Genomic DNA, 24379 nt, shown 5'->3' with positions numbered 1-24379 from the left:
ACAGGTTTCTTTGTTGTTCAAAAATAATGTGTCCACAGAGATCCCTGTGGGAGCGGGCTTGCCCGCGATGGGGACCGAAAGCACACCGCAGCCCCCAGTCAAACCACCGGAAACAGAATCCTGAACGCCGCTCCACCCATCGGTGAATCCCCCAGGGTCAGTTTGGCGCCATAGCTTTCGATGATGTCCTTGACCACCGCCAGGCCAATACCTTGCCCGGGATGCTGTCGATCCAGCCGCTCGCCTCTTTGCAGGATGCGCGCACGCTGGTCGGGCGGTACGCCGGGGCCGTCGTCTTCGACACACAACTCAGTGCCGCTCAGCGTCTGGCGCACGCTGATACGCACTTCGCCCAGGCACAGGCGATAGGCGTTCTCCAGCAGATTGCCCATCATCTCCAGCAAGGCGCCCTGCTCGATCGGCACATAACACTCGTCCGGCAGATCCAGAATGACCCGAACGCGCTTGTCGCGGTAGACCTTGTCCAGCGTGTCGCACAAGCTTTGCAGCACCGGCCGAAGTTGTACCTGATGACGCACCAGGCCGCTTTTTCGCAGGCTGGCGCGCTGCAGTTGATAGCTGATCTGCTGGCTCATGCGCTCGATCTGGGTTTGCAGCACCCAGGCCTGATCGCGATCTTCGGGGCGTTGCGCCATGTCCTCGCTGACGCCTTGCAGCACCGCCAACGGGGTTTTCAGACTGTGCGCCAGATCGTCGAGGGAGTCGCGGTAACGACTGCGCTGCTCGCGCTCGCTGTGCAGCAAGCGGTTCAGAGAGCCGGTCAGGCGCAGCAGTTCGCGGGGATGTTGTTCGCTGAGACTTTCACGGGCGCCACTTTCGATTTCGTCCAGTTCCTGGCTGAGTCGGCGCAGCGCCTGCAACCCCCAGGTCAGGCCGATCCACAGCAACGCCAGCAGCACCAACAAGGCCGCGCCGAAGCCCAGATAAAGGTTTTCCCGCAGGCCTTCGACGGTCTGTTCGTACTCGCGAACCGGCTGCAGCGCGACAATGCTGAACGCCGCACTCTTGCCGCCCAGCAACTTGACCTCGACGTCATAGACGAAGAACTCCTGGCCATTGGCTTCACTGATCCTTGCGAACTCGTTACCGCGTCCGTCATAACGCGGCTTGTAATTGATCTTTTCTTCCTGGGTGGCCCTGGATCGCCAGACCAGGTGACCTTCGCGGTCATAGATGTAGCCGAGCAAACGGCTGTCGGTGAGGTTGAAACGCTCGTCAGGCAACTGCGCCGGCATCTGCAAGCGGTTGTTCTCCACCCGGGCGGCGGAGATCAGCGTCGTTACATCCGACGCCAGGCGCTGCTCGATGGAATCCTGCAGCGCCAGGCTGAACGCGCCCTGCATCGCCGGCAACAGCGCCAGCATGAACAGCACCGCCAGCAGTGTGGCGGCGAGCATCAAGCGGACACGAAGCGAACGAATCAAGTGCAACGCTCATTGAACAGGTAGCCGAGGCCGCGAACGGTATCGATCGGCTTGAACCCGGCCGGCCCCTCCAGTTTGCGACGTAGACGGCCGACCAACACTTCGATCACGTTCGGATCGCGCTCGTCGTCATCCGGATACAGCTGTTCCATCAGGCGGTCTTTCGCCACCACTTGCTGGTGATGGCGCATCAGGTATTCAAGAATGCGGTATTCGTAGGCCGTCAGCGCCAGCGGCTGGTCGTCCAGAGACGCCTGTTTGCGATTGAGGTCGAGCAGCAACGGCCCGGCGACGATGGTCGACTGGGTAAAACCGCTGGAGCGGCGCAGCAAGGCATTGAGCCGGGCGTCCAGTTCCTCGAACTGGAAAGGCTTGACCACATAATCGTCCGCCCCGGCGGCCAGCCCTTCGACTTTGTCCTGCCAGTTGCCGCGCGCGGTGAGGATCAGGATCGGAAAGGTCTTGCCCCGTGAACGCAGCTGGCGGATCAAATCGAGGCCGCTCATGCCCGGCAGGCCGAGATCGATCACCGCCAGGTCGTGGTTGAACTGCTCGGTCTGATACAGCGCCTCCTCGGCGTTGGCCACGGACTCGACCACATGGCCGCTTTCCGTCAGGCGGGTTTGCAGGTGATGGCGCAACAGCGCTTCATCTTCGACGACCAGCAGTTTCATAACGCTCTCCAGCAAATCAACAGCTCCAGAGGTACGAGTTGCTCAAAAGCATGCACGCCTCGATGACTAACACGCCGACGCCGGATCAATTGATCCGGCCCCGGTTTTCACGGACTGCCGTTTAGAAAGCGTAGTTGGCAGACAGGTACGTCTGGGCACTGCTGGTCAGGTCCAGCGAACCCTGTTTGCTGCCACCGCTCTGGCTCATCTCGGTACTGGCATTGCTGCGCAGGTAACGGTAACCCAGTTCAACCGAGGTGTTTTGCGACACCTGTTGCAGCACACCCATCTGCCCGCCGACGGCGTAACCGATGTCGCTGTCGCGGCTGTAGCCTGGCGAGTCCTGCGTCAGTTTGGTCAAGCCGGCGGTGGCGCCACCGAACAGCTTGGTACTGCCGCCCACCGGGTAGAACAGATCGTAGCTGCCCAGGAGGTTTTCCTGACGCAGTTTAATCCCATTGTGCGAGCCCGACACATTGTCGTAGGTGGCGTAGTAGCGACCCTGGCTGTTCTGCTGCCCCAGACGCACACCCCAGGTGTTGTCCTTGTCGATCACACCGCCGGCGTTCGGATTATTGAGGTTAGTGTCCAGTGCATTGGACTTTTTTACCTTGTCGCTGGTCTGTCCAAAAGTAAGGCTGGCGAAATTGTCGTCACCAGCATGGGCGGCGACACTGGCGCCCATGACGGTGAAAGCCAGAAGCAGTTTTTTGAATGTAGTCATTGGGGAGTTACCTCATGCGCTATTTGCTTTTCGGGTATGGCGCAAGGTTACTGACCCGGCCCTGAACTCCCCCTGAACGCACTCTGAACCTGAGCTGAATCAACTCGACTCGCCGGTTCCAATGAGTTTCCACAGGAGATTCGACCATGCGCATGTTCTTAGCTGTCCTCTTGCTGGCCTTGAGCGGGCTCGGCCACGCCGCCATCAAGACCCAGGAAATTCCCTACCAGAGTGCCGATGGCACCCAGCTGATCGGCTATTACGCCTACGACGACGCGATCAAGGGACCGCGCCCTGGTGTCGTGGTGGTGCATGAATGGTGGGGGCTCAACGATTACACCAAGCGTCGCGCCCGTGACCTCGCCGGCCTGGGCTACAGCGCCCTGGCCATCGACATGTATGGCGATGGCAAGAACACCGAACATCCCAAGGACGCCATGGCCTTCATGCAGGCCGCATTGGAGGACAGCGCCGCATCCAGCGCTCGCTTTCAGGCCGGGCTCGACTTGTTGAAGAAACAACCCCAAACCGATCCGGCTAAAGTGGCCGCCATTGGTTACTGCTTCGGCGGTGGCGTGGTGCTCAACGCTGCGCGCCGGGGAGTACCGCTGGCCGGCGTGGTGAGTTTCCACGGCGCGCTGGCGACCCATACGCCGGCGACACCCGGCAGCGTGAAAGCGAAAATCCTGGTCGAGCATGGCGCGCTGGACAGCATGATCACCCAGGACAACGTCGCCGCCTTCAAGGCCGAAATGGACAAGGCCGGGGCCGACTACCAATTCGTCAACCTGGACGGCGCCAAGCACGGCTTCAGCAATCCCGACGCCGATCGCTTGGGCCACGGTGATCACGGCGGGCCGGATATTGGCTACAACAAGGCGGCGGATGAAAAGTCGTGGGCGGACATGCAGGCGTTTTTCAAGAAGATCTTTAGCTGATCCGCAGAATATCTTGAGCCAAGCACTGCCCCTCTGTGGCGAGGGAGCTTGCTCCCGCTGGGCTGCGAAGCGGCCCCAAAACCTGCAATCGCGTTTCATCAGGGACAATACGATTGCTGTATTTGCGACTGCTACGCAGCCGAACGGGAGCAAGCTCCCTCGCCACAAAAGCCCTCAAAGACTACCCAGCCGCCAGGCAACCCGGCAAAATGCCCGACATGAATCCCGTCCCCGCCCTGCCCGCCTGCTGTACGCCCCTCGATGCCCACTGGCCGCTGCCGTTCGTGCTGCCCGATGCGGTGCTGTTGAGTACCCGTTTCGATACTTCGCAACTGCTCAGCGATGATTTCCAGCGCAGCGCCATCGAAGCGCCGGCGAGCATCCAGCGCTCCGTCGCCAAGCGGCAGGCGGAGTTTCTCGCCGGACGGGTTTGCGCGCGGGCCGCATTGCAGCAACTGGAAGGTCTGAGTTTCAGCCCGGCCATCGGCGAGGACCGCGCGCCGGTCTGGCCGGCGCACATCACCGGCTCCATTACCCACAGCACCGGCCGTGCCGCAGCAATCGTCGCGAACAAAAGCCATTGGCGCGGATTGGGCATGGACCTGGAAAACCTGCTCAATGCCGAACGTGCAGAGCGCCTGGCCGGAGAAATTCTCACCCCGCCAGAGCTACAGCGCATGGCCGCTGGCCGTCGCGACCTGCGGGCATTGCTGGTGACCCTGACCTTTTCGGTGAAGGAAAGCCTGTTCAAGGCGCTCTATCCGATCGTCCGGCAACGTTTCTACTTCGAACATGCCGAAGTGCTGGAGTGGACCGAGGCGGGTGAGGTGCGGTTGCGGTTGTTGACCGACCTCTCCAGTGAATGGCGCAACGGCACCGAGCTGGATGCGCAGTTCGGGGTCAAGGATGGGCAGTTGTTGAGTCTGGTCAGTATCAAGGCCTGAAGATTTTCAGTGACCATTCCGACCCTTTCGCGAGCAGGCTCGCTCCCACAGGGAGTTGTGGTGTCGCACAAATCCAGGGTGGGAGCGAGCCTGCTCGCGAAGGCGGTGTAGCATTCACCGAAAATCTCAACGCTTCTCCTGATTGCGCGGCCAACTCAAACTGAAACAGGCCCCGCCCAGACTTTTGCTCTTGCCGATCAGCGCCCGCCCGTCATGCCAGTGGATGATGCGTCGAACAATGGACAGGCCCAATCCGTGCCCGCCTGAAGCACGGGTACGGCTGTCATCGAGGCGCAGGAACGGGGTGAAGATTTTCTCCCAGGCCATTTCCGGCACGCCTGGCCCATCATCCTCGACATCCACCCGACAGCGTTGTTGTCCCACCTGATAGCTGATGGTCACCCGTGATTGCGCATGGCGCATGGCGTTGCTGACAAGGTTCTGCAGCGCCCGATGCAAGTAACGCGGCTCGGCCTCGACCCAGGCATCGTCACAATCGGCAGCCGACAGGCACAAGCCTCGCTGCACCGTGACATCGGCGCGAAGCGGCGCCAATTCCTCGATGACCTGATTGACCAGCGCATCCAGGTCGATGCGTTGGAAATTCAGGGCCGGCGAGCCCTGTTCCAGCCGCGCATAGGTCAGCATCTCATCCACCAGGCGGTCGAGATCCTCGATGTCGTGATCCATGCTCGCGCAATATTTTTCCAGGGCTTGCGGGGTGTTGGCCGAGCCGATCATTTCCAGGCCAAAGCGCAAGCGCGCTACCGGCGTGCGCAACTCGTGGGACACCGCGCGCACCAGTTCGCGCTGGATCGCCAGCAGTTGTTGCAGGTGCTCGGCCATGCCGTTGAACGCTGCCGCCAGCCGGCCAACCGAGTCCGCACCGCGCGCTGGGACGCGGGTTTCCAGGCTGCCCTTGGCGATGCGCGTGGCCGCCGCCTCCAGACCGCGCAAACGGCGCTCCAGTTGCCGAACCAGAAGATAGACGATCAACCCGATCAGGGTCAGGCCCAGCGCGGCGATCAGCACCAGCCACTCCGGTGGATAAGGGTTCATCTGATACAACGGACCGATTTCCAGCACCCACGGTGTACCGACCATGCCGGCAAACACCCGGATCGAATCGCCGCCCTTGCCCAGCGCCATCACCGTGTCGCCTTCGGACACCCGACGACTCTGGTCTTCATCCATGTCGGCGTCTTCCACCGTCACCAGGCGCAAGTCGAAACCAAAGCCTTTGTCCTGCTTCAATTGCGCCAGGCGCACCGGCTGCTCACCCACCGGGTAGCGCACCAGTTCATCGGTCAACAGGTAAATCGTCGCCCGGGCCAATTGTTCGCTGATCTGCTGCACTTCCCCCGTCAGTACCAACTGTTCCTGGGCGCTGACCAGGCGGTAAACCTTCGCCGCATGCGGGCCGGTCTGCTCCACCAGCGCCTGGCCGCGCAGCACGCGGGTGCGCTGGGTGAGGTCGAGGTCGGTCTGATTGAAGGTTTTCAGCGCCAGCGGAATCCCCAGCAGCCGCTCCCACACCAGCAACGCTCGGTGGCGCTCGGTCTGGTTCATCGGTTGCAGGTTATCGGCCATCAGCGAGAATGTGCCATGGGCCAGACGCTCGCGATATTGCTCGCTGCGCACCTGGTTGAGCATGTGCAATGCCAGTACACCGAGTACCGCCACCAGAATCAGCGCGGCGCACATGCCGCCATAGATGCGCAGGAAGATCGAGTTCACAGGGACGAGTCTACGCAGGCCTCGGGAACGAACAGGTAGCCTTTGCTGCGAATGGTCTTGATCAGCCGCGGATGCTCCGGGTCATCGCCGATTTTCGGGCGAATGCGTGAAATGCGCACGTCGATGGAACGGTCCTGGCCGTCATAGCCGATGCCGCGCAGCGCAGTGAAGATTTCTTCCCGGGACAGAATACGCCCGGCGTTGGCCACCAACAGCCAGAGCAGATCGAACTCGGCGCTGGTCAGCTCGATGCCGTTGTCGTTCAGCCAGGCTTCGCGCAGCGCGTTGTCCACCACCAGGGGGCCGAACTGCAGGCGCCGCTGTTTTTCCGGGGCGGCCTCCGGTGCTTCACTGCGTCGCAACAAAGCCTGGATGCGCGCCAGCAGCAAGCGCGGGCGCACCGGTTTGCACACGTAGTCGTCGGCCCCCAGGTCCAGGCCAAGTATCTGGTCGGTGTCGTCGGTGCGGGCGGTGAGCATCAGGATCGGGCCGTCATAACGGTCGCGGACCTTGCGGCAAATGCTCAGGCCGTCCTCGCCGGGGAGCATCAGGTCGAGGATCACCAGGTCCGGCTGCTCCTTGATGATGCGCGCCGCCGCCAGGGCGCCATCGCCTTCGATTGTTACCCGCAGACCATTGGCTTCCAGGTAGTCGCGGGTCAGTTCGGCCAGACGCTGGTCGTCCTCGACAATCAATACCTGCCAGGCTTCTTGCTCCACGGGTGACCTCTGCTTGCCAATATCTCTAATAAGGAAGGACCCACCCGTCTTTTTGTAATGATTGGGGTGGATAAATTGCCTGCATGCTGGCCGATTGTATAAACGTCGCCCGTCCAGAACACAAGCTGGTAAATGCGTTCGGACAAGGCGGTTTTTTGTGATAGGGTTCGCGCCCTTAAAAATCCGTCCAGGCGTTTTCGATCGTTGAAAAATGATGAAAAAAGGCCCGATCCAGCAGCATCGCGGCCTACACGCCGATTCGCTCTTTCACACACAATTTACGCACAGGTTTATCCACAGGTAGTACGTTGCAATCCTCCCCCAAAACGCATTATCTTGTAGCCCAGCGCCAAAAAAACCCTAGATGTAGGGTTTCGCGCAAAAAACCAAACACAAACCGGACACCAATTTCAAGCGCTTTTCTTGCCACTGTCCGGTTGAACCAAACGTATTTTCGAAAGACCAAACCGCGCGTGCGGATGGCTACTGTATTTCGGCCCAAAAGGGTGAAAACGGTACGGGTGTTGCAGTCCCAACTGTCACCTTAAAGGACCCCGGTCTCAGGCCCTTGGCACGAGACCAAAGACTTCGGCATGGAAGCGGCGCCCAATAGCACCCTTCCTACTGTCCCGAAGTTGTTATGCCCGGCATTCGCCGGTTGTAGTGCTTCAGGACGGAACGGTGGGCACCTTGATGGTGCCCAAACAAACATAGAGAACGTGGAGACACCCATGCAAACCGACACAACTCGCGAGAACCCGCAGGGCACCTTGCCGCAGGCCGCCGATTCGAATTCGGATCTGTCCGCCACCGCGCCTGGCCAGCTGCGCGTGATCAAGCGTAACGGCACTGTCGTTCCTTACACCGATGACAAGATCACCGTCGCCATCACCAAAGCGTTTCTCGCAGTTGAGGGCGGCACCGCTGCCGCTTCGTCGCGAATCCACGACACCGTTGCCCGCCTGACCGAACAGGTCACTGCAACCTTCAAGCGTCGCATGCCATCGGGCGGCACCATCCACATCGAAGAAATCCAGGACCAGGTCGAACTGGCCCTGATGCGCGCCGGCGAGCAGAAAGTTGCTCGCGACTACGTGATCTACCGTGACGCTCGCTCGAAAGAACGCGCCGCCCACGCACCGGTCGAAGAAGCGGTCAACGCTCACCCGTCGATCCGCATCACTCGCGCCGACGGCAGCCTGGCGCCGCTGGACATGGGTCGCCTGAACACCATCGTCACCGAAGCATGTGAAGGCCTGGAAGAAGTCGACGGCGACCTGATCCAGCGCGAAACCCTGAAAAACCTGTACGACGGCGTGGCCCTGACCGACGTCAACACCGCCCTGGTGATGACCGCCCGTACCCTGGTCGAGCGTGAGCCGAACTACTCGTTCGTGACCGCCCGCCTGCTGATGGACACCCTGCGTGCCGAAGGCCTGGGTTTCCTCGGCGTCGCCGAAAGCGCTACCCACCACGAAATGGTCGACCTGTACGCCAAGGCCCTGCCTGCCTACATCGCCAAGGGTATCGAATTCGAATTGCTGAACCCGGTTCTGGCCGACTTCGACCTGGAAAAACTCGGCAAGGCGATCAACCACGAGCGCGACCAGCAGTTCACTTACCTGGGCCTGCAAACCCTGTACGACCGTTACTTCATCCACAAGGATGGCGTGCGCTTCGAACTGCCACAGATCTTCTTCATGCGCGTGGCCATGGGCCTGGCGATCGAAGAGAAGCACAAAGAAGACCGTGCGATCGAGTTCTACAACCTGCTGTCGTCCTTCGACTACATGTCGTCGACCCCGACCCTGTTCAACGCCGGCACCCTGCGTCCACAGCTGTCGAGCTGCTACCTGACCACCGTGCCGGATGACCTGTCGGGCATCTACCACGCGATCCACGACAACGCCATGCTGTCGAAATTCGCCGGTGGCCTGGGCAACGACTGGACGCCGGTTCGCGCATTGGGTTCTTACATCAAGGGCACCAACGGCAAATCCCAGGGCGTCGTACCGTTCCTGAAAGTCGTGAACGACACCGCCGTTGCCGTTAACCAGGGTGGCAAGCGCAAAGGCGCTGTCTGTGCCTACCTGGAAACCTGGCACATGGACATCGAAGAGTTCATCGAGCTGCGCAAAAACACCGGTGACGATCGCCGTCGCACCCACGACATGAACACCGCCAACTGGATCCCTGACCTGTTCATGAAGCGTGTCTTCGATGACGGCAAGTGGACCCTGTTCTCGCCATCCGAAGTCCCGGACCTGCACGACCTGACCGGCAAGGCCTTCGAAGAGCGCTACGAGTACTACGAAGCCCTGACCGAGTACCCGGGCAAGGTCAAACTGTTCAAGACCATCCAGGCCAAAGACCTGTGGCGCAAGATGCTGTCCATGCTGTTTGAAACCGGCCACCCATGGCTGACCTTCAAAGACCCGTGCAACCTGCGCAGCCCGCAGCAGCACGTTGGCGTGGTCCACAGCTCGAACCTGTGCACCGAGATCACCTTGAACACCAACAAGGACGAGATCGCCGTTTGCAACCTGGGCTCGATCAACCTGCCGAACCACATCGTGGGCGGCAAGCTCGACACCGCCAAGCTGCAACGCACCGTGAACACCGCCGTGCGCATGCTCGACAACGTGATCGACATCAACTACTACTCGGTGCCGCAAGCGAAGAACTCCAACTTCAAGCACCGTCCGGTCGGCCTGGGCATCATGGGCTTCCAGGACGCGCTGTACCTGCAGCACATCCCTTACGGTTCCGACGCTGCCGTCGAGTTCGCCGACAAGTCGATGGAAGCGGTCAGCTACTACGCGATCCAGGCTTCCTGCGACCTGGCTGACGAGCGTGGCGCCTACGAGACGTTCCAGGGTTCGCTGTGGTCCAAGGGCATTCTGCCACTGGATTCGCAACAGATCCTGATCGAAGCCCGTGGCCAGAAGTACATCGATGTCGACCTGAACGAAACCCTGGACTGGGCACCTGTGCGCGCCCGTGTGCAGAAAGGCATTCGTAACTCCAACATCATGGCCATCGCACCGACCGCAACCATCGCCAACATCACCGGCGTGTCGCAGTCGATCGAACCGACCTACCAGAACCTCTATGTGAAATCGAACCTGTCGGGCGAATTCACCGTGATCAACCCGTACCTGGTTCGCGACCTGAAGGCTCGCGGTCTGTGGGACTCGGTCATGATCAACGACCTGAAGTACTACGACGGTTCCGTGCAGCAGATCGAACGCATCCCGCAAGAACTCAAAGAGCTCTACGCGACTGCCTTCGAAGTGGACACCAAGTGGATCGTCGACGCGGCAAGCCGTCGTCAGAAGTGGATCGACCAGGCTCAGTCGCTGAACCTGTACATCGCTGGTGCATCGGGCAAGAAGCTGGACGTGACCTACCGCATGGCCTGGTACCGTGGTCTGAAAACCACTTACTACCTCCGTGCCCTGGCCGCGACCAGCACCGAAAAATCGACCATCAACACCGGTAAGCTGAACGCTGTTTCCAGCGGCGGCAACCACGGTGACGACTCGGTTCTGGCTGCTCCAGCCGGTCCTGCTCCAGTGCCGAAGGCCTGCGCCATCGACGAGCCGGATTGCGAAGCTTGCCAATAAGCTGAGCTTGTAGGCGCTGAAAGGTGCCTACCTGAAACCCCCGATGAGCCTCTGGTTGATCGGGGGTTTTCTTTTGCCCCGATGAATGTAGTGGCCGGTTTGCCGCCTTCGCTCACATGTGTGAACGCCACAGCTCCACTGTGGGAGCGAGCCTGCTCGCGAAGGGGCCAGCACAGGCAACCGAAACCTCAGCCCCTGACAAAAATCACAGCCATAAAAAAACCCCTCTTTCGAGGGGCTCTTAATGCCGCAGCATCAAACATCAAGTCATCTGAATGATGGTCTGCATGATGGTGCTCTGGGTGGAGATGGTCTTGGCGTTCGCCTGGTAGTTGCTCTGCGCCTTGATCAGCTCGACCAGTTCATTGGTCACGTTGACGTTTGACTCTTCCAGGGAGTTGGAGCGGATCGAACCCAGGGTGCCGGTTTCCGGCGAATCGTAGCCCGGAATACCCGACGCGTAGGTTTCTTTCCAGGCGGTGCCGCCCACTTGCTGCAGACCTTGTTCGTTGGTGAAGCTGGCCAACGCAATCTGACCGATCGGCTTGGTTTGGTAGTTGCTGAAGTTGGCCAGCATCACGCCGTTGCCGTCGATGGTCAGGTTGGAGATCTGACCCGTGGCGTAGCCGTTCTGCGCCGGAATCGAGCGCGCGCTATCGGCGTTGAACTGGGTGGTGTTGGACATGGCGATGGTCACACCCGCCGGGTCGGCGGCGGCGCCATTGGGTGCCCACACACCATTGGTCACTTTACCTGGAGTCCAGTTGGTGATGGCCAGATTCGGGCTGACAATTGGCGCACCCGGTGGATTCGGCGTGCTGACCGATACAAGTTTGCCGCTGGTATCAAACGTCATGGTCGAAGGAACAGGTCGGGTAGCCGCGTTCATCGGGTCGCTGCCGTTCGGGTTGCGACCATCGATCAGGGTGTAGGTATCCCAAGTGTTGGGCCCCGTCTTGACCATGTATTGATCCATGGTGTGTTCGTTACCCTGAGAGTCGAAAATCGGGGTGCTGAACTGCTTGGTGTAGGACGCGGTCTTGCTCGGGTCGAACGGGTTCGCAACGACGTCGATCGCGGGCTCCGTAGACTTGAGGTTGATCGTCGACGACACGGTGGTAGTGGCCTTCGGTGCCAAGTTGGAGGTGTCGATACGCAGGTCGGTCAACACACCATTGATGATCTTGCCATTGGCATCCACGCCGTAACCCTGAACACGCGCCGTGTAGTCGGAGTTGGTGACGTAACCTTCCTTGTCGACCTTGAACGTACCGGCACGGGTGTAGGACAGCGAACCGTTGTTGTTCAGCACGAAGAAGCCAGAGCCATTGATGCCCATGTCCAGCACGTTACCGGTGCCGCTGCTGATATCACCCTGGGTAAATTGCTGGGCAACGTTCGCCAGACGCACACCATTACCGACGGTCCTGCTCCCCGCCCCCAGCTTGGTCGCCGAGTACACGTCTTCGAATTCTGCACGGGACGACTTGAAGCCGACGGTCGCGACGTTGGCGATGTTGTTGCCGGTCACGTCCAATTGCTTGTTGGCGGCATAGAGACCGCTAAGGCCGATGTTGAAAGACATATTCCACTCCTTTGTGCCGGGTTAGTCGGCTCTATATACCAATGGTTTGCACTTTGGACAGGGCAATGCTGCCCAGCCCGGCGAGATTAAGCATCAACTCACCGCCGGTCTGGCTGAGCGTCACGCTAGTGACGGTCGCCGGCAGGTTGGTGATCAGCGCAACGCTCTGATCATCGATGGTGGTTGCCGCCGCGAAGGTGTAAGTCCCCGCCGGGGCCACGTTGCCCGCCTCGTCCTTGCCATCCCAGGTGAAGCTGGCATTGCCGGCCTTCTGGTCGGTCAGCTCGATGGTGCGAACGACCTTGCCGTCCTTGTCTGTGATTTTCACGGTGGTCGAGGCAACCGACTGCGGTATCGAAATCGAACCGGTCATGCCCTTCGTGGTATCGACTACGGCCTTGTCGCCCGGTGCGATGACCGAACGGCCCACCAGCGACGAGGCTTGCAATGCCTGGGATGAGCCGAAGGCGCCGGCAATGCCGCTCACGGTATCGTTGAGCGTGGTGATGCCTTCCAGGCTGCTGAACTGCGCCAGTTGCGCCACGAACTCGCCGTTGTCCTGCGGTTCCAGCGGGTTCTGGTTCTTCAGTTGCGTCACCAGCAACTGCAGGAACGCATCCTTGCCCAAGGCTTTTTTGCCGGTGGCACTGCCCGCTGCCGAAGCCAGGCTATCGTCGGTCTTGTTCTTGACCGCGGAGTTGGCCAGGATGTCGTTGAGGCTCAAGCCACTGGTGGTATCGGAAACACTCATCTGAGTCGCCCCTTATCACTGACCGAGGGTCAGGACCTTCTGCATCATGGTTTTGGCGGTGTTCATCATTTCGGCGTTGGTCTGGAACGAACGGCTCGCGGAAATCATGTCGGCCATTTCTTCCACCACGTTGACGTTCGGGTAGTAGACGTATCCCTTGGCATCGGCAGCCGGATGGTTCGGCTCGTAGCGCGCCTCGAGGTTGCTCTGGTCTTCGACCACGCCCAGCACCTGCACGCCTTGACCGGCGGCATCCTGGTTCTGGAACAGTGAATCGCTGCCGCCGCTCTGGCCGCCCTGGAACATGGTGGCGAACACCGGGTGACGCGCACGGTAGGTCTGGTCGATACTCGACGAGACCGTCTCGGCGTTGGCGATGTTCGAAGCGACGGTGTTCAAACGCGTGGTCTGGGCACTCATGCCGCTACCGGCAATGTTGAAAACACTGGATAGAGACATGACTTACTCTCCGCGCAGGGCTGAAACCAGCCCTTTGAATTTACTGTTGAGCAGGGTGAAGCTGGCCTGGAAGTTGACCGAGTTTTCCGCGTAGTTCGACTGCTCCAGCTGAGCGTCCACGGTGTTCTGGTCGATCGAGGGCTGCATCGGCGTGCGGTACATCAGCGACTCGTCGCCATTGCCCAGGCCTTCGGCTTCGATATGACGGCTGTTGGTCATGTTCAAGGCGAACGTGCCGTTCTTGGCTTTATCGTTCTGCGCCTCAAGCACTTTCGAGAACTCCAGATCCCGAGCCTTGTAGTTCGGGGTATCGGCGTTGGCAATGTTATTGGCCAGGACTTCGGCACGCTGGGCGCGGAAGCCCAGAGCCTTTTCGTGAATGCCGAGCGCTTTATCGAAGCTGATGCTCATGTCGGGAAACCTTCGGGTGACCTGATTTTTCGTACGTTGGATATAGCAAGCGTCATGCCAATTCAAAAAAGCCCGTAAACCGGGGCTTTGCGGGCAGTGGCAATGCGGCAATGCCAGAAAAGCGGCAACCGGTTTCCGCTGGATGCCGCTTTTCTGCCGCTTTACTCGACCGAGAGAACACCGCATCCCCTGTGGTAGCGGTGGAGCCGACTTCATCAGGCAAACAAAAACGGGAGCCCCTGAGGACTCCCGTTTTTTGATACCACCAACCGATCACTTCGCCTGGTAAATAATCCCCGGACTGCACTGGACCATCTGGTAATGATCCGGCAATCCGTTCAGGGCTTCGGAAGCACCCAGGAACAGATAGCCACCCGGCTTCAACGTACTGTGAATGCGCAACAGGATGTCCTTCTTCACTTCGGCAGAGAAGTAGATCAACACGTTGCGGCAGAACACGATGTCGAACTTGCCGAGGCTCGCGTAGCTATCCAGCAGGTTGAAGGAGCGGAATTCCACCCGGCTCTTGATCGGCGCCTTGATGGCCCAGCGTCCCGGCCCTTTCGGGTCGAAATAACGCTGCAGCCGCTCGGGCGACAGTCCGCGACCGATAGCCAGGCTGTCGTATTCGCCGGTCTTGCAGTTGGTCAGCATGGTGCCGGACAGATCGGTGGCCACGATCTGCACTCCCATCTTCAATTGCCCGACATTGGTCCGCTCGAACTCGTCGATGGACATCGACAGCGAGTACGGTTCCTGACCCGACGAGCACGCCGCCGACCAGATCCGCAGGCGCTGGCCGGGACTGGCCTTGATCGCTTCAGGCAGTACCTTGTTCTTCAAGACTTCAAACGGATAGGTGTCACGAAACCACAAGGTTTCGTTGGTCGTCATCGCGTCCACCACCATCTCGCGCAACCCGCTGCGCGGCTGGGTCTGGATGCGTTGGACCAACTCACCCAGGGACTTGATGCCTTGCTGCTCCATCAGTTTGTTGAGACGGCTCGAGACCAGATACTGCTTGTTTTCACCGAGCAAAATGCCACAGGCTTTTTCCAGGAATACCCGGAACTGTTCGAAATCCAAATTACCCGTAGACAATGCTGCCGCCTCTTAAATCGTGTTGACTGCCAGGGGCCGGACGCCCCTAGCTGATGTCTGCTGCTTTGATCCGGTCGACTACCCGGGATGCCAGGTCATCAGGACGGAATTTGGCCAGGAAGTCATCGGCACCGACTTTCTTGACCATCGCCTGATTGAACACGCCCGACAACGAAGTATGCAGGATGATATGAAGCTTTTGCATGCGAGGGTCGTTGCGGATCTCGGCCGTCAGCGTGTACCCGTCCATCTCCGGCATTTCGATGTCGGAGATCATCATCAGGAACTCTTCTTCCGGCTTCTTGCCCTCGTCGACCAGTTTGCGCAGGTAATCCAGCGCTTGCCGGCCGTCGTTCAACGCCACCACTTCGACACCGACCGTTTGCAGGCAGCGCGTAACCTGCTTGCGCGCCACCGACGAATCATCGACCGTCAGCACACGCAACGAGAGCGCCTTGTGCTGGGTTTCGACATCGACCACGCCGACGGAAATCGCTTCCGGCGTCGGCGCCACTTCCGCCAGCACCTTTTCGACGTCGATGATTTCAACCAACTGATTGTCGACCCGCGTCACCGCCGTCAGGTAGTGATCGCGACCGGTGCCCTTGGGTGGCGGATGAATCTCCTCCCAGTTCATGTTGACGATGCGTTCCACCGAGCGCACCAGGAATCCCTGGGTCTTGGTGTTGTACTCCGTGATGATCACGAAGGGATTGTTCTTGTCCTTCAAAGCACCGGAGCCGGTCGCCATTGCCAGATCAAGGATCGGAATGGTCGCCCCCCGGATATTCGCCACGCCGCACACGACAGGACTGGACTTGGGCATCAGCGTCAGCTGGGGGCATTGCAACACCTCCCGAACCTTGAACACGTTGATCCCATACAGCTGCTGGCCGTCGAGACGGAACAACAACAGCTCAAGGCGATTCTGCCCCACCAGTTGCGTGCGCTGGTTCACCGAATCCATTACACCAGCCATGCCCAGACTCCTACACCAACGCTAAGTGTTGTTGCGACGCACATTCATCTCTAAACGGCACGGCGCTTGCTTTTTATCTTTGTATGAACACAGAACCGACATTTTTCCGACGCCCTACCATACCCCACCGCAAACTCCTCGGTGCGTTGGCGGCTTTGTGCCTGTTCAACGTTGGCAGCCCTGCCCTTGCTGACGCGGTTACCTTGCCTGACATGCTTATCGGCGTCACCCAGGGCTTTCTTGAATTCACCGTAGAAGACTATCTGGCCACCAGTCAAACGGAAGGTCGCTACGAAATCCAGGTCAACCAGCTCGATCCGCGTATGCGCATGCCGATGTGCGACAAGGAATTGACAGCCTCACTGGAGAGTCCGGCCAAGCCGCTGGGCCGGGTCACGGTCAAGGTTCGCTGCGAAGGAACATCCCCCTGGACGGTCTTCGTACCCGCTCAAGTACGGCTGTTTCGCGACGTCGTGACCACCTCGCGACCACTGCGGCGCGCCGGCATTGTCGAGCCTGAAGATGTGATCCTGCGCGAGCGGGATATCAGTGTGATCAACCAGGGCTACCTGACCTCCGTGGACCAGGCGATCGGACAACGACTTACCCGACCAATGGTCACCGATCAGGTCATTACCCTGGTCCATCTCGAACAGGCGGAAGTCATCCGCAAGGGCGATCAGGTGGTGATCACCGCCCGTAGCGGTACGCTCAGCGTGCGAATGCCCGGCGAAGCGCTGTCCAATGGCGGCATGAGCGAACAGATTCGAGTGAAAAACCTCAATTCCCAGCGAGTCATCAAGGCGCAAGTCATCGCGCCGGGCCAGGTGGAGGTTTCCATGTAGGCGGCCATGCAGAGCTCTGTGTTACGTGAAGATGTGGCGCTGGCCATGGCTGTTCCCTAAACTGTGTCCCATGAAGGGCAAGCGCTGACGCGCGCAAGCTCATTGATAAATGGGCCTAAAGTTTTTCAGGGAATGGCCGAAAACATGGCAAGCGTCCAAATTCCCAGAGGTTTTTATCATGGTCATCGATTTCAGCCGTTTGAATAGTTCCTCGTCATTGACGGGCAGTACACGTACCAGCGCCGCCAAGGAAACCGCCGAAACCGGTAAATCCGCACCGCTGACTACCCAGGCCGAACAGGCCGGTACCGCTACAGTCGGGGAATCGGTACATCTCAGCAATGAGGCTCAACAGTTGCAGAAGATCACTGATACGCTGCGCGATCAGCCTGTCGTCGACAAAGCCCGCGTGGCCGAGTTGAAAGCAGCGATTGCCGATGGCAGCTATAAAGTCGATAGCAACCGTGTAGCCAGCAAACTGCTCAATTTCGAAGCCCAGCGCTAGGCCTCGGCCGGCGCCAGGCTTTTGGACGCTTAAAACCCAAGGCCAGCCATGCACGACACGAATCTACTGCAACTGATCACCGACGATTTTGCTCCAGCGCAACAATTGCTGGAGTTACTGCGTACCGAGTCCCTCGCCTTGCATGGTCGCGACATGTACCTGCTCGAAGATATTCTGGCGCAGAAGCAAGCCTTGATCATTTTGCTTGAACAGCATGGCCGCAAGCGCAGCGAAATCCTCGCCAGTCTCAACCTGCCAACCAACCGCAGCGGTCTGGAGCAACTGGCCAGCCAGTCGAGCGTGGGTGAAGCGCTGCTGGCACAAAGCGATGTGCTGACCGACCTTTTGACTCAATGCCAGGCTGCCAATGCCAACAACGGCCAGTCGATTCTGGTGCAGCAGGCCGCCACGGCCACTCAGCTGAAAATCCTCACCGGCGGCGAACCTCCAGCGCTCTATGACGCCAGCGGAACATTTTCCAAGCTTGTGAAACCGCGCCCGCTCAGTCAGGCTTGAGCCCGTCGATGAGCACGCTCTATCAAGACGCGAAACATGCTGGCAAAATGCTGGCTAGCCGTAGTCAAAATTTGTCTGGAGATTGATTAACCGTGTCCAATGCCTTAAATGCGGACGATGCTCCGCAGCCACCCAAGGTGCTCAGCACGCCTCTGGAAATCTCCGGCAACCTTCGCCAACTGCAAGAAAGCCATGACCCGCTGATCATCACGTTCCATGAGCGCACCCAGCGCTTCCAGAGCTACCTGGTGGACATTGATCGCGACAGCAACATGATTGCCCTGGACGAAATGATCCCCCGTGACGGCGAACGCTTCCTGCTGGCCGGCGAGCCGTTCAAGGTTGAAGGCTTCCATGACGGCGTGCGCATTGCGTGGGAAAGCAATGGTCCACTGACCATCGATGAATCCGGTGGCAGTCGTTGCTACCGTGGCACGCTGCCCGACGAAGTGGTCTACCACCAGCGCCGCAATGCGTTCCGTGCGGCATTGAAGCTGGCTCAACTGGTCGACGTCGACCTGGATGGCGAGAAACTCAAGGCGCCGATCAGCGGCAAGTTGCTGGACATCTCGGCCACCGGTTGCAAATTGCGCTTCGCCGGCGATATCACTGGCAGCCTGCAGCTGGGCCAGGTCTATGATCGCTTCATGGCCGCCCTGCCCTTCGGCAAGATGACCGCGCCAGTCGAACTGCGCTACCTGCACTTCGAGGAAAAGATCTCCACCACTTTCGCCGGTGTACGCTTCCACAACATGAGCGGGCTGGTGCAGCGGCAGGTCGAGCGGTTCGTCTACCAGCTGCAACGCGAAGCGCGGCGCTTCGACAAAGACGACCTCTGATATAACGCGCCAACAAAAACGGGCAGCCCCTTGCGGTGACTGCCCGTTTTTTTATGCTTGAGTGTTACGGCCTGGCTTCAGTGAAACTTTGCTCCCGACCCGAATCCGGTTCTTCTGGAGGCGTATCGGTCTGCGGCTCCGGCTCGGCAGGCGGACTCTGCATCTGATCCTGAACCACCTGCTCATCGACCCGCGGATCAAGGCAAGCCACCAGGGGTGAACTCGACATACTGTCCGGCATGGCCACGTGGTGCAGCGGCGCGTCGTCCACCTGATGCAGATTGGTGACGGCTTTCGGGCGAATTCGCCACACCAGCACCAAGGCGAAGAAACTGAAGAAGGCATACAGCATCTGGCTGCCGAACAGCTTCATCAGCACCCCGGCCGCCAGCGGCCCGATGCTCGCCCCAACGCCATAAGTGACCAGCAGCATGGCCGTCAGAGACACCCGACGGTCGGCTTCGACATGGTCATTGGAAAATGCGACTGCCAGCGGATACAAGCAGAACTTCACCAGCGAACAGAGGAAGCCGGCAATGAACAGCACCTCCAGTGGCACCTGCTTCATGACCGCCAAAGGCAATGCGGCAAGTGCCAGAACAAAAGCAAAAGAGCGGATCAGCAGCGCCCGATCATAACGATCGGACAGCCAGCCCAACGGCCACTGCACCACCAGGCCAGCAAAAATGCAGCTGCCCATGAACAGACCGACCTGCTCCGTGGACAACCCCTGCTGCGATGCATACAAGGGCGCCAGACCGTAAAACGAACCGATGATCAGCCCCGCTCCCAGGACCGTACTCAACGACTGAGGCACCCGCGTGATAAAAAATCGCGGCTCCATGGGCGCCGGGTGCAGCGGTGCCGGGTGAATCCGCCGCGTCAACGCCACCGGTACCAGGCACAGGGCAAAGCACAAGGCGACCAACATCAACAGCTCAAGACCCAGGCCCGGGTGCATGACCAGAATCAGTTGCCCCAACACCAGCCCCAGGTACGAGGCGATCATATAACCACTGAATACCGTGCCGCGCTGCGAGGCTTCGGCCTGCTCGTTAAGCCAGCTCTCGATGACCATGTACTGGCACATCATACCCAGGCCGACGATAACCCGTAGAAATATCCAGGCCGGCAACCAGTCCACCAAACCGTGCCCGAGCACCGCTGCGCCAACGATACCGGCACACGCCGAGTAAGCGCGAATGTGCCCGACACGGGCAATCAAACGGTGGCCAATCTTGCCGCCCAGTACCAGGCCGAAGTAGTTGGCAGCCATCAACGCACCCACCCACAGGCTGTCGACGTTATCGGCCGCCAGGCGAAGGCCCAGGTAAGTACTCAGCAAGCCGGAGCCGATCAACATCATCAGCGAGGCGAAATAAAGCGCTCGAAAGGGTTTCCAGATTTGGCGCATCGGCGTTCCGAGCGGCTCCTTGCGGTGAGAAATCGGACTACCGAAAAGATAGTCCGAGATGGATGGTGCGTCAGGCCTGGGCTGCTAGAACACGCCGTTCCCAGGGAGTGATTTCATCATAGAAGCTCGTCAACTCCATGGTCTTCGAAGCAATGTAGCCTTCGATGAACTCCTTGCCGAACAGTTCCTTCGCCAATTGGCTACGTTTCAGACGCTCAAGGGCAGCATGCAAGGTACAGGGTAATGAAAGATTGTCCGGCACCTCAAATTCACCCTGGATAGGTTCGCTTGGTTCCAGTTTGTGCTCAATGCCGTACAAACCCGCGGCCAGGCTGGCAGCAATCGCCAGATACGGGTTGGCATCGGCGCCCGGCAAGCGGTTCTCGACCCGACGAGCGACCGGCGAACTGGCTGGAATACGCAAACCAGCAGCGCGGTTGTCATGGGACCAGCAGGCATTATTCGGCGATGCGAAGGGATGACACAAGCGCTGATAGGAATTCACGTTCGGTGCAAACAGTGCGGTGAAATCCGCCATGCAGGTCTGCTGACCGGCGATGAAATGACGGAAGGTCGCAGTCGGCTGGCCAGCCTCGTCACTGAACACGTTACGTCCTGTGTCGACCTCGACGATGCTTTGATGAATATGCATCGAACTGCCCGGCGTATGTGCCAATGGCTTGGCCATGCAGACGACCGTGAGGCCGTGCTTGAGTGCGACTTCCTTGAGCAAATGCTTGAACAGGAACGTCTGGTCAGCCAGCAGCAATGGATCGCCGTGCAGCAGGTTGATCTCGAACTGGCTGACACCCATTTCGTGCATGAAGGTATCGCGAGGCAAGCCCAAGGCGGCCATGCACTCATAGACCTCGGAAAAAAACGGCCGCAAGCCGTTATTGGAACTGACGCTGAACGCCGAATGGCCGTCTTCGCGCCGACCATCCAGACCAATAGGGGGCTGGAAGGGATGGGTTGGATCAATATTGGGCGCGAAGACAAAAAACTCCAGCTCCGTGGCCACCACCGGATCGAGACCAAGGGCGTTGTATCGCGTGATGACCGCCTTGAGTTGGCCGCGAGTCGACAGGTTGGAGCTTGCGCCGGTCAGCTCGTGCGCATCGCAAATGGCGAGCGCTCGTGGTTGCTTGCTCCAGGGCAAGCGATGGATTTGCGCAGGGTCTGGAACCAGTGCAAGGTCGCCGTCATCGCTGCCGTAAAAACGTGCTGGCGGATATCCGCCCATGATGCATTGCAGCAGCACACCCCGCGCCATCTGCAAACGCCGCCCCTCCAGGAAACCCTCGGCGGTCATCACTTTACCCCGTGGCACACCATTCAAATCGGGCGTGACGCACTCAATCTCATCGATGCCCGTCAATCGCTGCGCGAGTGAATTCAGGCTAACGGTTGTCATGACGCAATCCTTGTTATTGTGCGAGCCGCGAACGGCGACCCGTACAAAATAGGCTCCGCGTGTTCGGAATATCAAGCAGCGTCATACAAAAAGCTTTATGCCTGAGAAATGATCAGGGCAGATAGAGGCTGAAGACGCCACCGCCTAACGGACCGCCGTTGCTGATTTCGGTGCGTCCGCCGACACCATTGCGCTGATGCAATGCTGCAATCCGCCCGGCAAAGTACAGGCCCAGGCCAGTGCTGCCACTGCTGTGATTGATGCCTTGCACGTAGTCCGCCTGACGCTCGATCATTTCGGCGGGGTAACCGTCGCCATCGTCATTGATGGTCAGCACCAGTTGCCCGGCCTCGTCGCTGACGCTGATCAGCACCGCATGACGGGCATATCGAATGGCATTGTTGATGCTGTTTGCCAGAACCGAAGCGATCAGCTCTCGATCGAAGAAACCCAACGGGCTTAAAGGATCGACTTCAAAGGTCGCGGCAATACCGCGACTGGCAAATACATCCTGATGACAGGCCAGTTGTGCTTCGATGAAATCATCGAGCTCGTGGTAAGCCGGTTGCAGGGGCATCTGATTGACACCGAGCTTATACAGGCCCAGCAACTGCACGAGCATGCCGTTGAGGTGAGCGAATTCGAACTCGATCACGCCTTGCTCCGGGGTATGCCGCGCCGGATCGGGCAGGTCCGCCAACCATTGACTGTGGGCCTGCATGAGCATGGCCAACGAGTTCTTCATATCGTGTACGGTTGAAGCGATCACCGTAGAAAAATCCAGGGTCTGCTGGTTGTCGTCCATTAGCCAAACGCCTTGCTTTTCAGTTTTTGATAGCGCGGATAACGCGCATCGGTATCCGGCATCAAACCGACCATTTTCAGGCAGGTCCGACACTCTTCGAGTTCAGCCGACGGCACGCTGGTATCGGTGCCATGCAACAGTGCCTGTGCCATGTTCAGCGCGATACTGATGTTCTTCGGTTGCAGCGCCAAGGCCTTGCGAAACACCTCTCGAGCCTCAACCAGGTTGCCGGTCTTGTACACGCGCACGCCCTGTCGATTGAGATCTGCAGCCGCATTGCCGGAGTTGAGGATGCTCGGATCATCCGTGAGCTTGGCGATATCCTTCATGACTGCCGGATCGTCGCCATGGATTTCCGCGCAGTTCTTCAGCATCGATGTGCCGGCCTCTGCCTGACCGAGCATCTGCAACTGCTTGGCCACCAATAGCGCTGCTTCGGCACTCATGAACTGCTCCATGCCATCGAGGCGCATCAACGCTTGCTCAGTGAGCTTTTCAGCGGTCTCGGCATCGTTGAGCAACAGACTGGTGGCTTTCATCAATCGCGCGCGAATTTGCAGGCCGGGGTCGGTCGGGTTCTCCTTGGCCACCGCGCTCAACGTTGTATTGATTTCCAGCCGAGTACGGGTATCCAGGCCTCTTTCACTCCCTTTGCTGATCAAGGCATGGGCCAGTCCAAGGTTACTTTCAGCATCCTTGAAACGTGATTGGGCGCCTTGGCTGACAGCCTGGCGGTAGGCTTTGGAAGCCGTGTCGAAATCCTCATTGGTCATCGCCAATTTACCCAACTGCGCCTGGCGACGCACCGCCAATGGCGATAAGCGAATCGCCTCTTCCAACACTTTCTGAGCCGACTTGGTATCCCCTTCGGCGACCAAGACATCCGCCATGCCGTCATAGAGCGCCGGCATCATCGGGAATACTTTCAGCGCTTTTTCGTAGATGCCTTTGGCTTGTGCAACCTGACCACGCTTGAACAACAACTTGCCCAGCCCGGCAAAGGCCCACGGCAACGGTCGGTCAGCAATGATGCTGTCATAAAGGCGCTCCAGCGCCTCATTCTGATTCAGGTCGCGCAGAGCGTCGGCGCGGTAGCGCAGGCACAGCGGCGAGTAACGGATATCTTGCTTGCACAGGGCAATGCAGGCGTTGAGCACTTCTACCGGTTTACCCCGGTCGAGGGCTTGCAGGATTGGCTTGAGCAACGTCTTGCGCTGCTCCAGGCGCTCTAGCCGCTGGGCCAGTCCGGAACGGTTGAAGGGCTTGGTCAGATAAGCGTCAGGCTCGTGCTCCAGCGCGCTGAGCACCATGGCCTGGCTGGTTTCGGCGGTGACCATGACAAATACACTTTCATGGCTGATCAGCTTCTCGATCATCAGATCTTCGAGCACCTGCTGACCGTTCTTCTTTCCATCGCCCAAATGGAAATCCTGCAAGATGAAATCGTAGGACTTCTGCGAACACATTTTCAGCGCCTGCTCGCCCGTGTCGGCGGTATCCACATCCTTGACCCCCAGCTCCCGCAGCATCGACCGGACCGAACTGCGGAAGTCCGAAAAATCATCGACGATTAGAAAACTCTTTTGGTGATACGACAGCATCGAAGATTTCCAGGCAATTGAAGAAGAAGTACCGAAGGGCAAACACATGAACAAGATCAGCTTCACCTGACCTTGCGGCGCGCAGATGATAGCTAGTAGCCATAGGCTATCAAGCGATTTCTCTTGGACTGCAGTAACGATTTAAGGCTGCCAGAAATGAAGATCGCTGTGACCCTTAGGTTATCGGCCAGTGGTGGTGTTCTCTTGAAGCGACAAGGATGCAATCGCGCGCGATAAGTCGGGGATGGGGGCGGCGGAATCAGTATTTTTATCAGGCCCACTTTCCTGCGGACAAAACAAAACCCCTACCTGCATACGCAGATAGGGGTTTCGGAATTTAATCTTGA

At 59.0% G+C, this 24379-nt stretch carries 22 protein-coding genes; 7 read left to right on the top strand and 15 right to left on the bottom strand.

Going from position 1 to position 24379, the window contains the following annotated elements:
• Positions 1-98: 98 nt before the first annotated feature.
• The 3 genes from ACW9HW_RS19005 to ACW9HW_RS18995 form a co-directional block, all read right to left on the bottom strand.
• Positions 99-1445 (bottom strand): ATP-binding protein, encoded by a 1347-nt coding sequence (locus ACW9HW_RS19005; protein ID WP_095195791.1) that lies wholly within the window; start codon positions 1443-1445, stop codon positions 99-101.
• Positions 1442-2119 carry a response regulator transcription factor gene (locus tag ACW9HW_RS19000; protein ID WP_207266695.1) on the bottom strand — a complete coding sequence of 226 codons (678 nt, stop codon included), beginning with the start codon at positions 2117-2119 and terminating at the stop codon, positions 1442-1444. Before ACW9HW_RS19000 ends, ACW9HW_RS19005 begins: the two co-directional genes overlap by 4 nt.
• 121 nt (positions 2120-2240) lie before the next feature.
• Positions 2241-2843, bottom strand: coding sequence for a hypothetical protein (locus ACW9HW_RS18995; protein ID WP_137805317.1), 603 nt, complete (start codon positions 2841-2843; stop codon positions 2241-2243).
• 146 nt (positions 2844-2989) lie between these two features.
• Here ACW9HW_RS18995 and ACW9HW_RS18990 point away from each other — a divergent pair, with 146 nt between their 5' ends.
• Together ACW9HW_RS18990 and ACW9HW_RS18985 are read left to right on the top strand one after the other, a co-directional pair.
• Positions 2990-3781 (top strand): dienelactone hydrolase family protein, encoded by a 792-nt coding sequence (locus ACW9HW_RS18990; RefSeq protein ID WP_457401258.1) that lies wholly within the window; start codon positions 2990-2992, stop codon positions 3779-3781.
• Positions 3782-3999: 218 nt separating this feature from the next.
• A complete protein-coding gene (locus tag ACW9HW_RS18985) occupies positions 4000-4725 on the top strand; it encodes a 4'-phosphopantetheinyl transferase family protein (RefSeq protein ID WP_218274051.1) in 726 nt (241 codons plus the stop codon).
• A 126-nt stretch (positions 4726-4851) separates the two neighbouring features.
• Here the strand turns inward: ACW9HW_RS18985 and ACW9HW_RS18980 are convergent, their stop codons facing one another.
• On the bottom strand, positions 4852-6462 hold the full coding sequence (locus ACW9HW_RS18980) for an ATP-binding protein (RefSeq protein ID WP_095195796.1): 1611 nt from the start codon (positions 6460-6462) through the stop codon (positions 4852-4854).
• Positions 6459-7181: a response regulator gene (locus tag ACW9HW_RS18975; RefSeq protein WP_457401255.1), complete on the bottom strand. Its 723-nt coding sequence runs from the start codon at positions 7179-7181 to the stop codon at positions 6459-6461. Before ACW9HW_RS18975 ends, ACW9HW_RS18980 begins: the two co-directional genes overlap by 4 nt.
• A 731-nt stretch (positions 7182-7912) precedes the next feature.
• Between ACW9HW_RS18975 and ACW9HW_RS18970 the strand changes: the two genes are divergently transcribed.
• The gene (locus ACW9HW_RS18970; RefSeq protein ID WP_095195798.1) at positions 7913-10807 is read left to right on the top strand and encodes a ribonucleoside-diphosphate reductase subunit alpha; all 2895 of its coding nucleotides are present in this window, start codon (positions 7913-7915) and stop codon (positions 10805-10807) included.
• A 262-nt stretch (positions 10808-11069) separates the two neighbouring features.
• Here the strand turns inward: ACW9HW_RS18970 and flgE are convergent, their stop codons facing one another.
• The 6 genes from flgE to ACW9HW_RS18940 form a co-directional block, all read right to left on the bottom strand.
• The gene (flgE, locus tag ACW9HW_RS18965; RefSeq protein WP_095195799.1) at positions 11070-12392 is read right to left on the bottom strand and encodes a flagellar hook protein FlgE; all 1323 of its coding nucleotides are present in this window, start codon (positions 12390-12392) and stop codon (positions 11070-11072) included.
• Positions 12393-12423: 31 nt separating this feature from the next.
• Positions 12424-13143, bottom strand: a complete 720-nt coding sequence (gene flgD, locus ACW9HW_RS18960; RefSeq protein ID WP_457401253.1) for a flagellar hook assembly protein FlgD — start codon at positions 13141-13143, stop codon at positions 12424-12426.
• A 15-nt stretch (positions 13144-13158) separates the two neighbouring features.
• Positions 13159-13602, bottom strand: coding sequence for a flagellar basal body rod protein FlgC (gene flgC, locus ACW9HW_RS18955; protein ID WP_007937507.1), 444 nt, complete (start codon positions 13600-13602; stop codon positions 13159-13161).
• A gap of 3 nt (positions 13603-13605) precedes the next feature.
• The gene (gene flgB, locus ACW9HW_RS18950) at positions 13606-14013 is read right to left on the bottom strand and encodes a flagellar basal body rod protein FlgB (protein ID WP_056853151.1); all 408 of its coding nucleotides are present in this window, start codon (positions 14011-14013) and stop codon (positions 13606-13608) included.
• A gap of 273 nt (positions 14014-14286) precedes the next feature.
• Positions 14287-15114: a protein-glutamate O-methyltransferase CheR gene (gene cheR / locus ACW9HW_RS18945; protein WP_095195801.1), complete on the bottom strand. Its 828-nt coding sequence runs from the start codon at positions 15112-15114 to the stop codon at positions 14287-14289.
• 46 nt (positions 15115-15160) lie between these two features.
• Positions 15161-16093 carry a chemotaxis protein CheV gene (locus ACW9HW_RS18940; RefSeq protein ID WP_015096472.1) on the bottom strand — a complete coding sequence of 311 codons (933 nt, stop codon included), beginning with the start codon at positions 16091-16093 and terminating at the stop codon, positions 15161-15163.
• A gap of 83 nt (positions 16094-16176) precedes the next feature.
• Here ACW9HW_RS18940 and flgA point away from each other — a divergent pair, with 83 nt between their 5' ends.
• From flgA to ACW9HW_RS18920, 4 genes are all read left to right on the top strand, one after another.
• The gene (flgA, locus tag ACW9HW_RS18935; RefSeq protein WP_095195802.1) at positions 16177-16938 is read left to right on the top strand and encodes a flagellar basal body P-ring formation chaperone FlgA; all 762 of its coding nucleotides are present in this window, start codon (positions 16177-16179) and stop codon (positions 16936-16938) included.
• A gap of 178 nt (positions 16939-17116) precedes the next feature.
• A complete protein-coding gene (gene flgM, locus ACW9HW_RS18930; protein ID WP_095195803.1) occupies positions 17117-17443 on the top strand; it encodes a flagellar biosynthesis anti-sigma factor FlgM in 327 nt (108 codons plus the stop codon).
• A gap of 48 nt (positions 17444-17491) precedes the next feature.
• A complete protein-coding gene (locus ACW9HW_RS18925; RefSeq protein WP_095195804.1) occupies positions 17492-17959 on the top strand; it encodes a flagella synthesis protein FlgN in 468 nt (155 codons plus the stop codon).
• A gap of 92 nt (positions 17960-18051) precedes the next feature.
• A complete protein-coding gene (locus ACW9HW_RS18920; protein WP_095195805.1) occupies positions 18052-18798 on the top strand; it encodes a flagellar brake protein in 747 nt (248 codons plus the stop codon).
• A gap of 64 nt (positions 18799-18862) precedes the next feature.
• Here ACW9HW_RS18920 and ACW9HW_RS18915 read toward each other — a convergent pair whose 3' ends face one another.
• The 4 genes from ACW9HW_RS18915 to ACW9HW_RS18900 all read right to left on the bottom strand — a co-directional run bounded on the left by ACW9HW_RS18915 (position 18863) and on the right by ACW9HW_RS18900 (position 24032).
• A complete protein-coding gene (locus tag ACW9HW_RS18915) occupies positions 18863-20212 on the bottom strand; it encodes an MFS transporter (protein ID WP_095195806.1) in 1350 nt (449 codons plus the stop codon).
• Positions 20213-20282: 70 nt separating this feature from the next.
• Positions 20283-21524, bottom strand: coding sequence for a glutamine synthetase family protein (locus ACW9HW_RS18910; RefSeq protein ID WP_170948699.1), 1242 nt, complete (start codon positions 21522-21524; stop codon positions 20283-20285).
• Between the two features lie 214 nt (positions 21525-21738).
• The gene (locus ACW9HW_RS18905; RefSeq protein ID WP_457401251.1) at positions 21739-22431 is read right to left on the bottom strand and encodes a sensor histidine kinase; all 693 of its coding nucleotides are present in this window, start codon (positions 22429-22431) and stop codon (positions 21739-21741) included.
• Positions 22431-24032, bottom strand: coding sequence for a response regulator (locus ACW9HW_RS18900; RefSeq protein WP_457401249.1), 1602 nt, complete (start codon positions 24030-24032; stop codon positions 22431-22433). Before ACW9HW_RS18900 ends, ACW9HW_RS18905 begins: the two co-directional genes overlap by 1 nt.
• Positions 24033-24379: the final 347 nt, after the last annotated feature.

It is taken from the genome of Pseudomonas sp. SDO5532_S415 (assembly GCF_054071155.1).
The sequence above is the reverse complement of the archived record's forward strand: the minus strand, read 5'-3'. Positions and strand labels throughout refer to the sequence as shown.

Coding starts and splice junctions, on each gene's coding strand:
- ACW9HW_RS19000 (WP_207266695.1), bottom strand. CDS start 2,119: ATGAAACTGCTGGTCGTCGAAGATGAAGCGCTGTTGCGCCATCACCTG.
- ACW9HW_RS18995 (WP_137805317.1), bottom strand. CDS start 2,843: ATGACTACATTCAAAAAACTGCTTCTGGCTTTCACCGTCATGGGCGCC.
- ACW9HW_RS18990 (WP_457401258.1), top strand. CDS start 2,990: ATGCGCATGTTCTTAGCTGTCCTCTTGCTGGCCTTGAGCGGGCTCGGC.
- ACW9HW_RS18985 (WP_218274051.1), top strand. CDS start 4,000: ATGAATCCCGTCCCCGCCCTGCCCGCCTGCTGTACGCCCCTCGATGCC.
- ACW9HW_RS18970 (WP_095195798.1), top strand. CDS start 7,913: ATGCAAACCGACACAACTCGCGAGAACCCGCAGGGCACCTTGCCGCAG.
- flgE (WP_095195799.1), bottom strand. CDS start 12,392: ATGTCTTTCAACATCGGCCTTAGCGGTCTCTATGCCGCCAACAAGCAA.
- flgD (WP_457401253.1), bottom strand. CDS start 13,143: ATGAGTGTTTCCGATACCACCAGTGGCTTGAGCCTCAACGACATCCTG.
- flgC (WP_007937507.1), bottom strand. CDS start 13,602: ATGTCTCTATCCAGTGTTTTCAACATTGCCGGTAGCGGCATGAGTGCC.
- flgB (WP_056853151.1), bottom strand. CDS start 14,013: ATGAGCATCAGCTTCGATAAAGCGCTCGGCATTCACGAAAAGGCTCTG.
- ACW9HW_RS18940 (WP_015096472.1), bottom strand. CDS start 16,093: ATGGCTGGTGTAATGGATTCGGTGAACCAGCGCACGCAACTGGTGGGG.
- flgA (WP_095195802.1), top strand. CDS start 16,177: ATGAACACAGAACCGACATTTTTCCGACGCCCTACCATACCCCACCGC.
- flgM (WP_095195803.1), top strand. CDS start 17,117: ATGGTCATCGATTTCAGCCGTTTGAATAGTTCCTCGTCATTGACGGGC.
- ACW9HW_RS18925 (WP_095195804.1), top strand. CDS start 17,492: ATGCACGACACGAATCTACTGCAACTGATCACCGACGATTTTGCTCCA.
- ACW9HW_RS18915 (WP_095195806.1), bottom strand. CDS start 20,212: ATGCGCCAAATCTGGAAACCCTTTCGAGCGCTTTATTTCGCCTCGCTG.
- ACW9HW_RS18910 (WP_170948699.1), bottom strand. CDS start 21,524: ATGACCGCCGAGGGTTTCCTGGAGGGGCGGCGTTTGCAGATGGCGCGG.
- ACW9HW_RS18905 (WP_457401251.1), bottom strand. CDS start 22,431: ATGGACGACAACCAGCAGACCCTGGATTTTTCTACGGTGATCGCTTCA.
- ACW9HW_RS18900 (WP_457401249.1), bottom strand. CDS start 24,032: ATGCTGTCGTATCACCAAAAGAGTTTTCTAATCGTCGATGATTTTTCG.